Here is a 9,777-nt window from a genome sequence, read left to right on the forward strand (position 1 = left end):
ATGGTTACAATTCCTTTTGGCTCTAAAGCATCAAATATTGCTACTGTCTTCATTTGTTATGTCCCCCTGCGTATAGATTGTTTCCACTAAATCTAGTAACATCTCAAATTTATATGGTCCGTATAATGGTTCCTGGCCATAATAGAGATACAGAGATTCTTCATCAATTTGATAAGAATGCTGCACTGGATAACAATCTAGTAATTTAGAAATTTTTTCTTTATGCTTCGGTGATATGCCGTCTATTGTTTCAGCTATAGCACCCCATGTGTCCTCTGCTGCTTCCTTTATTTCCTTTAATGGTATGTCGAATAGTGTAGAGAGCTTTTCATACTCTTCTTCATCAATTGGAAAAGCTTCTAAGCCCATATCTTCGATCATGTCCGTACCCAATTCTATAAATCCTTCTTCATGGTCTAATTCATAGATATTCTCTCGGTCTAAATACGAGGGAGAATACTGTGTTACATCAATCGAAAGCTCATGCATGCTTTTAAAGTAACGTAAGATATGAAATTGACATGAATAAAATTTAGATAGATTTATGTTTAATAGGTTCATGGAAAGTAAGAAGATGACAATCGTATCTGTTGATTCTATGTCCTCCCACCTTATTGTTTGGTTTTCATCTAGAAAGTCCACACAAGTTTGGATTTTACTAATTGTTCCATGAGAGATTTTGTTGAAATCTATTTCTATATCTTTAGAAAGGCTTTCTAATATATATATTTCCTCTTGATATCTTTGTTTAATTTGTTCCCAACTAACGATGCTATAAGTTTTGTTTAACTTAAGTGATAGTAAGTAGTTTGACATCGCTACATTAGATGAATAGCTAAATAATTTCTTCATTTTTTGGCCCTCTGTACTAATTTGCTATATTTTTTGTTAACTGTATCTCTTCAAAGATACGAAGTAACATCTCAATTCGTTTAATTGCTGGAAAATATGTATCATCATCATAGAAAAGGTAAAGTTTTTCCTCATCAGCTTGGTAAAGCATACGTATATCAAACTGATTCTGGATTGACTGAAAGAAACTTTGATTCTCTATCTTGATATTAGAGAGCATTTCACCAATTGGACTCCATGCATTCTCAACAATAAGGTTTATCTCATCCATAGATATATGAAATAAATTCGAATATTGGATTAAGGTATCTTTATCGTCGCTATCTACCTCTTCGTGATGTAATTTCATATCTTGAAGTAAGTCATCACCCCAGCTTTTAAATGAATCCTCACAATCGTATTCTTCGAAATTATCTTGTTCTAAATAAGTTGGGTAATAATCTTTTACAGGAATCCCCAATTTATACATACGTATAAATATCTCCATAAGATAGAATTGCGATGTATAGAAGCAGGAAAGATCAGTATCTAAAGATGTTTCCGCAATCATAATTATTTCAAGTAAGGTTTTCGAATCAATTAAACCAATTGGGAAATTCGAGTCTTCCTCTAAATAAGAAACAGTAGCCATTACTTGTTGAATGGATCGTTCTGAAATCTTACTGAAGTCTATTTCTCTTGAGTGCTCTAAACAATCTAATATATAGATTTCTTCTTCATGCTTCTTATCTGCAAGTAATTCATGCAGTAAGTGAGCATTCTTTTGCATTTTTAACGAAAGTAGATACTTTCTTACTTTCTGGTGATTGTATGTAAATAATAATTTCATACCTGGTTCCCCTTCGTCTTTTCTCGAATCATTGCCGCAAGACGGATTATAATTTCATAATAAGAAAGTACCCATTCATCAAATGAGTACTGTTCATAACCATCCTCTAGAAATTCAATCAAAATATGACTGGGATACGCTTCACTTTGATAGGTGTTAAACGAAAATTCATGTAACACGAATTGAAAATCAGATTGTGTTATATGTTCCGAGCCTATACATAAATAGTAACCAGCTGTATCGAAGTAACATCCTTCCGCAGCCATAGAACTAATATCCGAAGCGAAATTCGAATACATGTCTTCTGAGCTAAATAACGTCCCATCTAACAGGTCTTCTTCAGTTCCAAAGGCAAAGTGACAAAATATACTTGTTTGCTCGTTAAAACGCGCAAACGACTCGAATAATAGTTCACTTGTGATATGCAACTTGTCCCTGTGAAAATCATTGATATTGATTAAGAATGGGATGTTATATTTACGAATTAATTTTTGTATGCGTAGTATCCGTATGTATACTTTCATCTCATTTCCTTGATTAAATAAATATCTCATCTTCTAGCCCCTGCTTTTCCACATCTTCTAGTTGTTCAGTGAAAAGATGTAAATGTAGCATTTCTTTTAATTCACAATCTGGACCATTTATACGAAATGAATTATCACTATAAAACGTGACATAATGTCGTAGCTGCTCAAATTGCTTTTCAAATTCATCTATATGTTCTAATGGTATGTTTTCTAAATCAGGCATTTCGTTCGCAATAAATCCATTTATAATCAATTCAAAGGATTGACGAAGTTCTTGATTATTAGGAAGGACTTCTTTTGACTGTAAAAAGTCAAAGAAGTCACTGTGATTCATACTCATTTGGATGCCCCCTTACACGCGAACCGGTAGAATTAACTGCAGATTAGAGTGAGTTGTATCCTCTGCTCCCACTACCACGATAGGTCTCTGATTACTAATCATTTTTATCGCGATTGTTTCAGAAGTTATCGTTTGTAGTGCTTGTAGCAGATATTCCACATTACAAGCCAATGTAAATGCTTCTACTTGATTACATGGAATTTCTACACTTGCAGTACCTACTTGAGAATTTTGTGGTTTAAGATGGATGCTTTCTTTTCCTTCTGACGTAAGTACGATTAAGGAAGAAAATGCTGAAAGCTGCTCCAACGTATTTTTAAATTCTTCACGTGATAGTTGTATTTCACTTTTAAATTCGTCGGGTACCATACGTGCCGTATCGGGATATGTACCAGCTAGTAATCTAGACTGATAGATAATACTTTCGCCACGGATCAACAGCTGTGTATCACTAATGAGCTTTAATTGTAAATTTGTTTCACGATTAAAGAGCTTAAGAGCTGTTTTAAGAGACTTAATTGGTAACACGACTTCACCATCTTTTGCGATAGTGATCTTTGTACAATCAAAATGTAAACGGGCTAAACGGTGAGCATCAGTTGCTATACTAAAGAACTTATCATCAACTGATTTTAAGTTCACACCTGTTAGAATCTTACGTGTATCCATTGCAGGAATAGCATGTAACGTTCCGTTGGCCATTGATACAAATTGTTCTTGTGAAAGTGAAATCCAATCTTCCCCTGCTTCGATTTTAATTTCAGGATATTCTTCGTGATCCATGGTACAAAAGCTAAATTGTTTCTTCTTACTTTCTACAATCTTTAGCTCATTGTTTTTATGTTCAAGACCGATGAATTCACTTTTGAATTTCTTAATCGTTTTAAGTACCGGAGCAGCTGCAAAAAGCACCTTCCCCGGTTCAGTACAATCCCCACTGTTTACATTAAAGCGAGTTACTAATGTTACTGTTTCTGTACCGTCTGAACCCATTAGAATCATTCCCTTTGAATTACAATCCAATAAAACACCTTGTAATGCCGGCATTGGGTTTTTAACGTCTACAGTAGCACTTGCTTTCTCTAATTTTTCAATAAATAATGTACGGTTAATAGTAAATTTCATAATAAATCCCTCCAAAAAGTAATAAAAAAAGAACAGACCTCATATCCTGTTCATTCGTTTTCCTGCTATAAAACAAAGCTTTACGCGCTTTGTTGTTTTTTTAACTGTTGTATGAGTTGATGAATGGCTTCTGTATGATCATGAAGTAACCATTCTCTAAAGGATGTAACATCACCAGGAATAAGAGCTGATAACCACCGGTTAAGCTGTTTCTCATTTCCAGGACGGATATTCTTCGCTTCGTGAATCAACTGTAAACTAGTTAGAATTCCTTCTAAACCACCAATCGTCGTATCCTCAAATGTTCTTGCTTGCGCATTATAATTGTGATTATAGGCAAGTAGAATTTCCTTGGATGTAATACTTAATGGTTTTGCAAGCTCTTGTATGTTTTGAATTAGTACACCTAGACTTACTTGGCCATTCGATGGTTCCTTCTTTGAACTTCCTTGTTTATGTTTTTGCTGTAACATAGTAGGTGGTATAAAATAATATCCTTTCTTTTGATAAGAAATATAGATACTATTTGGGCCATTACTACATGTAGAAAGTTCTACTTTAGTAGGTTTTACATTATAATACCGATAGGTAAGCCAATTCTTCAGCATTACCTGTTAAGAGTGGCTTTTCCCCCGGTCCACACCGTACGTGAGACTTTCACCTCATACGGCGCTCCATCTAATAATCAAATAGCATGAATTTTGTTCCTGAATCGTTTCAGTTTATTAATTTCCTTATTATTCAAGATGCTGCTCATATCAACTTCATTGTGTATTGCCTTGTGAATTTCCTTATCTACACAGGCTAGATTTGGCAGCTTATTGACTTCTTCTAACGGGAGATTAGGATTAATGTGATGAACATGCAGGTTGTGCTTCCCAAGTGGGACTCCTGTAATTCTACATTTTCCTCTATCTCTGTTGAACGCATATCCTCTATTCATAAAGTACTCAAAATTGTATCGGGGTGAATTCACAAGTTTTTTCCTGACTTTCTCAAGGAGAGAGAGGCTTGTAATTTCATCTAGTCTGACACTGAACTCCTTTGTTCCCTTTCTTCGCTCGATTAATTTACGTCCCGAAGGAGAGTATGGAGTTTCATTTTGAACCTTTTGTTTATATAGGTTTTCGTTCATCTTGGTTAGGTTTAAATGCATAATGCCAATGTAGCCAACTTCGGTTTTAATAGCTAAAGTCTTTTGTGTCCGTTTAGGGTATTTGTCCGCAAGGTTAATACACTTGTTGATAGGATGTAAGACCCCACCACGCCTAGATAGAAGATTAAAAGTCTTTTTTCTTAACTTATAACCTTCTCTATCCATTATGGGAGATTCGGTGGCATATGAATAATAATTTATTAATCCTCTAACCTTTGAGTTATAGGCTAAGATTAGCTGTGCATTACTCAGTTTATCGTGGCTTAATCTTTTGCCGAGAGAAGTGAGTGTGGCTCTGAGTTCTTTTACTTTTCTTTTAATCTTCTTATCAGAAGGAGTTATTTGGCTGATATATCTTGTCTTTTTATCCTTCTTCTTTTTTCCTTTTACACCTTTTAAGACTACCTTGTATTTGAAGCCAAGAAATTCTATTGGCTTATGCCTGATGTTGGTTATTCTTGTTTTCTCTTCGGATAGTTCAAGTTTAAGTTCTTTCTGAAGAAAATTCTTGATAACAGTCTTCCATCTATAAGCATGGGATTTGTTATTAGTGACTAGAACCCAGTCATCAGCATATCTGATTAGATAGCCTGGCTTAAGGTTAGAAGATTTTAAACCTCGTAATTTATGATCGTGTTTCGAATACTCATGTCTGGTTGTAAATTCTTCAAATTGCTTGGCAACCCATTTGTCGAAGGAATGTAAGTATACATTTGCTAAGAGGGGGCTTAATATGCCACCTTGGGGTGTACCATTGTCATTTCTAATGATATTTTTGAAGATTCCAGCTTTGAGGAATTCCGTTATTAGGCACAATATTCGTCTATCTTTGATTCCCATGCTCCATAGTTTTTTTATAAGAATCCTATGGTTTACTTTGTCGAAGAATTGACGAATATCACCTTCTACGATCCAGTGATACCCAGTGTTATGAACAAGGACTTTTACTCTTTCCAACGCATGATAGGTAGTTCTTTCTGGTCGAAACCCAAAGCTGTATTTGAAGAATTGTGCTTCGAGTACAGGCTCTAAGACTTGCTTCATCATTTGTTGAATTATCCGGTCTTCTATGGTTGGAATACCGAGAGGTCGTTGTCCGCCATTAGCCTTTGGAATAAACACACGTTTTATTAGGTGCGCCTTGAAATTTGTGAGTCTACCACGAATTAACTCGATAAGTTTTTCTTCGGATAGTCTGAGGTAGTCTTGGATTGTTTTTCCGTCTACCCCTGGAGTCATGGAGCCTTTATTGCTTTTTAGCGAGTGTATCGCAGTGACAATATTAGGTTTTGACATCGCAATTTCAAGGAGAGATGTGTGTTTGATTCTCGTCTTTTTTTCCATATGCTCTTTTGTTTTTGAGTACAGCTTGTCTAATGTTCTCTTTAATTCTGTTTCTGATTCAAGAGTATTTTCTAGTTTTCGCACCAAATTGCATCACCTCTTTTGCTGAGATTTTGCTCTAAGGTTTAGTCGGTTACTGTTACACATTCCTAGAATAATTTTGCCTTTGCATGATTATTAGACTTGGGCCCTTCCCTCTAGTTATATTACATAACCTTCTTTGGTACTATGACCCTACTGCCATTGGTGTTAAGGAACTTCAGTATTGTATGTGTAATACCTTATATCCACGAACCGATAATTAACCATCGTATGACGTTCTCACCAACTTCAACTGTTCCACATGTTTTAGCCTTACATATAGCCTTAGGACTCACCTTTATGCCGTCAGTTACTAATGAACTAATCGTAATTTGATTCATTAGATGAATAGGGTATAGTCCCTATCCGCAGATTTGATATACCTTATTATCATTTCCACAACTGAAAAGGTATGGTTTTACCTCCTCCATATTTCTAAGGAACGGATAGTATCGACACGTACATTCAGTGATTCGCCAGAATCTATGATTCATTCTATCCATAGCTATTTTATGGCGTCCCGATTACTTTTCTTACCATGTTCCCTGAGGAATTTAGGTTCGATTTTCACCGCCTTCAACGGGCTCATAACAATGATAGGGTTCTCTATTATTGCTATCCGTAGTATTAGACCTTTTCAAGAGTTTACGATGTTCTTGCAAGACTTACTTCCGAGTCTTGATAGTCAAACATGCAGTTAGAACATTTTATAGTTCCCTCGCTTTTATATAGTGTGTTTCCACAACTTTTTGTGCGAGAACAGTTCACACAAGGTATCTTCCTACGCCCCAAAGCACAGCAGCTCTTTTTAAACTATTTGAAAAGCCACCTTTTACAGAACTATAGTCAGATTCTTCACTTCCATCCTCTTTTGATATCCAACGTTCATTCAAAAACACTGATATGGTACATTTCGTTGCTTTCTCACCCCATTTTTCATACGACACCTGCCAGTTATCAATACCAAAGACTTCATCAAATCGGTCCTGAATGGCGCGTGCGTCAACAAATGGAGCTACAAACGCAAAAAAACGACCTTGGCTTTCAAATGTATTTATAATTTTCCATCCTAATTGTTCGACAGGAAATTCAGCTTGTAAACTTTCCATTATATTTGTCATAATAATCCTCCTGTATTACTTGTTATTTCGAATCTGGGTGTTTCCACTCTTTCTTTCGAAATTCATCAATCATTTCACATATAATTCCTCTGTTTTCATGAAGCAGCCAATCCTCATGGGAAGTAATATCTTTCCCTGATTGAATGGATAGACGCTTATTCAAATCCTCTATACTTTTACAACTGATATTCCTTGCTGCATAAATGAGACTTAAACTTACTTTTAAATCTCTTAAATAAGAAATGGTAATATCCTTAAATGTCGTAGCTTTCGTATTGAAGTTTTGATTGTGCGCTTGCAACATTGATACAGAACTGATCCATAAAGGATTAGCTAGTTCTTTAATTTCTTTAATAATGTCATGTAAATGAGCATCATTTTGTAATTTCCTTTGTGATTTTTCCATGACTAAATTCATGATGTTTCCCCCTAATTAATAAAATAATTGCCTAAAGTGCTGGCTATACAATAACTCCAAACTTGAAGACAACACAAAAAGGGCTTCTTCAAGTCGATTAAAAATGTGTATAGCAAAATAAGCTATATATACACTAATCGGCTCAAAGAAGCCCTTTCATAAATGAAACAAGACGCAACTTGCTTCTACAACTCAACCACAACACAAAAAAAGGTGTGGGAATAAACGGAATCAATTAAACAATAAATATATCTGTATATTAAACTATCTTTATTTTTAATGCAAGTAAAAAAGAGTGAAACAACCGTATCACTCTTTCATCCATAGTATATTATTTGCTCCAAAATTCATTATAATACCAAGCTCGATAAGAAATATGTTCTGATACATCCATTATTTTCATACGTCTTCTATGATTTTAGGGTGAACAGGTATACTATATATCTTCGCATCGTCTGGTTTCATCATATCTTCTACTTCAATTTTTACAACTTTTAGATGGTACGGCATACGACCATTACTAAAAATATCCCCTACACAAATTGTCCAAAGACTTGTTTCTATTTCAGTTACATTATTCATTTTATATTCTCCTCTATAAATTAATAAAAAAGACATTGAACAAATACGTCCAATGTCTTTTTCCCTCTTATATACTAGTTAACTCAAAGTATAATTTTTCTGGTTTTCCATACATGCTAATTTCATTTTGATATACGACAGCTAATGGCTGAGGCATCTCAATGCTTTCCATATAGGATAATGAAGCAGCTGCTTCTATTTTTTCTTTAATCTCATTAGGAATGGCTGAATAAGATAAGCTATTCATTTTACTTCCTAATTTAGTATCTGTAGCAGCTTCATAATAAATTTCGGTAATTATGACCTCATTATCATCTGGATCATACATATATCCTCGGTTAACTGTAATCATATTGTAGTGCTCCTCTCAGGTTTACATTTTCTAATTCCTTGTGCTTTTAGCATTGCAACAAGTACCTTACTTATATATAAATCCCATATTTTCTATAGTTGCATTCCATTCTATAACTACTGTACTATGTCTCTTTTATAAATTGTTCTTAAAAACGGAGAGTTCAGAAATTCTTAACAAAAGTAGGATATGATAAAGCCCTGGATTTGGTTATAATTTCTTACCGCTTTTAATATTTGAGATTCTTTAAATTTGCTTTTTTACAGTGTAATTGCATAGACCCAGGAGCCTTTTTCAAGCCTGAATGTATCAAGATCTTTATCTATACGATAGAAAACATTCAGTTCATACTCTGAAACTACTGCAAAATACATATAAACTGTCCCTTTACCTAAATATTCAATTCTCTCAATTGACAAAGAGAACATATCCCTCATAAGTTGTTTACAATGTAAAATCTCTTTTAATTCTTTTTCAACATTCATATATATACACCTACTTTATTAAATTTTTGGTAGTAAATTTGCTATAACACATGGTAAATCTACAATCTTTTGACGATGATAAATTTCTTCTACTGTGTCATAGATTGCTATATGCCCATAATCTACCTTTACTCGCTCACGCAAACCTAATCGATTAATATTAACGTACTCCACTTCTCCATAATCACTCTGCGCTTCCATTAAATAAAACCCTACTGCCTCATATGGACTATTGGCTGCAATAATTTTTATAGCAAGTTCTTCTCCATAACTAACCTTATAAAATTTCATTTGTACTTCCCCCTTGAAATAGAAAAAAGCACCTTAAAATTGTGCTTTAATCACTTTTATTATTCGTTTAGCCTAAATGGTCTAATACATGTATTTCCTAACTTAAAGACAACACAAAAAGGGCTTCTTTAAGTCGATTAAAAATGTGTATAGCAAAATAAGCTATATATACACTAATCGGCTCAAAGAAGCCCTTTCACAAATGAAACAAGACGCAACTTGCTTCTACAACTCAACCACAACACAAAAAAGGTGTGGGAATAAACGGAATCAA

Annotated in this window: 11 protein-coding genes and 2 pseudogenes; all 13 read right to left on the bottom strand. The window is 34.4% G+C overall.

The window, feature by feature from the left end:
• Positions 1-30: 30 nt before the first annotated feature.
• Positions 31-852: a hypothetical protein gene (locus tag FOT98_RS26230; protein ID WP_000732880.1), complete on the bottom strand. Its 822-nt coding sequence runs from the start codon at positions 850-852 to the stop codon at positions 31-33.
• A gap of 16 nt (positions 853-868) precedes the next feature.
• On the bottom strand, positions 869-1,681 hold the full coding sequence (locus tag FOT98_RS26235) for a hypothetical protein (protein ID WP_000770659.1): 813 nt from the start codon (positions 1,679-1,681) through the stop codon (positions 869-871).
• Positions 1,678-2,235 carry a hypothetical protein gene (locus FOT98_RS26240; protein WP_001269722.1) on the bottom strand — a complete coding sequence of 186 codons (558 nt, stop codon included), beginning with the start codon at positions 2,233-2,235 and terminating at the stop codon, positions 1,678-1,680. Before FOT98_RS26240 ends, FOT98_RS26235 begins: the two co-directional genes overlap by 4 nt.
• Positions 2,219-2,548: a hypothetical protein gene (locus tag FOT98_RS26245; RefSeq protein ID WP_000062335.1), complete on the bottom strand. Its 330-nt coding sequence runs from the start codon at positions 2,546-2,548 to the stop codon at positions 2,219-2,221. The genes FOT98_RS26240 and FOT98_RS26245 overlap by 17 nt, the downstream gene beginning before the upstream one ends.
• 12 nt (positions 2,549-2,560) lie before the next feature.
• The gene (gene dnaN, locus FOT98_RS26250; RefSeq protein WP_000673198.1) at positions 2,561-3,673 is read right to left on the bottom strand and encodes a DNA polymerase III subunit beta; all 1,113 of its coding nucleotides are present in this window, start codon (positions 3,671-3,673) and stop codon (positions 2,561-2,563) included.
• Positions 3,674-3,753: 80 nt separating this feature from the next.
• Positions 3,754-4,281: a hypothetical protein gene (locus FOT98_RS26255; protein WP_000917103.1), complete on the bottom strand. Its 528-nt coding sequence runs from the start codon at positions 4,279-4,281 to the stop codon at positions 3,754-3,756.
• A 77-nt stretch (positions 4,282-4,358) separates the two neighbouring features.
• Positions 4,359-6,257 (bottom strand): group II intron reverse transcriptase/maturase, encoded by a 1,899-nt coding sequence (ltrA, locus tag FOT98_RS26265; protein ID WP_002019929.1) that lies wholly within the window; start codon positions 6,255-6,257, stop codon positions 4,359-4,361.
• 767 nt (positions 6,258-7,024) lie between these two features.
• Positions 7,025-7,375: pseudogene (locus FOT98_RS26270) on the bottom strand (Rad52/Rad22 family DNA repair protein); the annotation flags it as partial.
• Positions 7,376-7,397: 22 nt separating this feature from the next.
• Positions 7,398-7,793, bottom strand: a complete 396-nt coding sequence (locus FOT98_RS26275) for a hypothetical protein (RefSeq protein ID WP_001055070.1) — start codon at positions 7,791-7,793, stop codon at positions 7,398-7,400.
• 331 nt (positions 7,794-8,124) lie between these two features.
• Positions 8,125-8,375, bottom strand: a pseudogene (locus FOT98_RS26280) (hypothetical protein).
• A 67-nt stretch (positions 8,376-8,442) separates the two neighbouring features.
• Complete coding sequence (locus FOT98_RS26285) at positions 8,443-8,727, bottom strand: hypothetical protein (protein WP_000633806.1); 285 nt, start codon at positions 8,725-8,727, stop codon at positions 8,443-8,445.
• Positions 8,728-8,987: 260 nt separating this feature from the next.
• Positions 8,988-9,212: a hypothetical protein gene (locus FOT98_RS26290; RefSeq protein WP_001100171.1), complete on the bottom strand. Its 225-nt coding sequence runs from the start codon at positions 9,210-9,212 to the stop codon at positions 8,988-8,990.
• An 18-nt stretch (positions 9,213-9,230) separates the two neighbouring features.
• On the bottom strand, positions 9,231-9,503 hold the full coding sequence (locus FOT98_RS26295; protein WP_000675279.1) for a hypothetical protein: 273 nt from the start codon (positions 9,501-9,503) through the stop codon (positions 9,231-9,233).
• Positions 9,504-9,777: the final 274 nt, after the last annotated feature.

Source organism: Bacillus sp. HY001 (assembly GCF_007558965.1).
Taxonomy (GTDB): Bacteria; Bacillota; Bacilli; order Bacillales; family Bacillaceae_G; genus Bacillus_A; species Bacillus_A mobilis.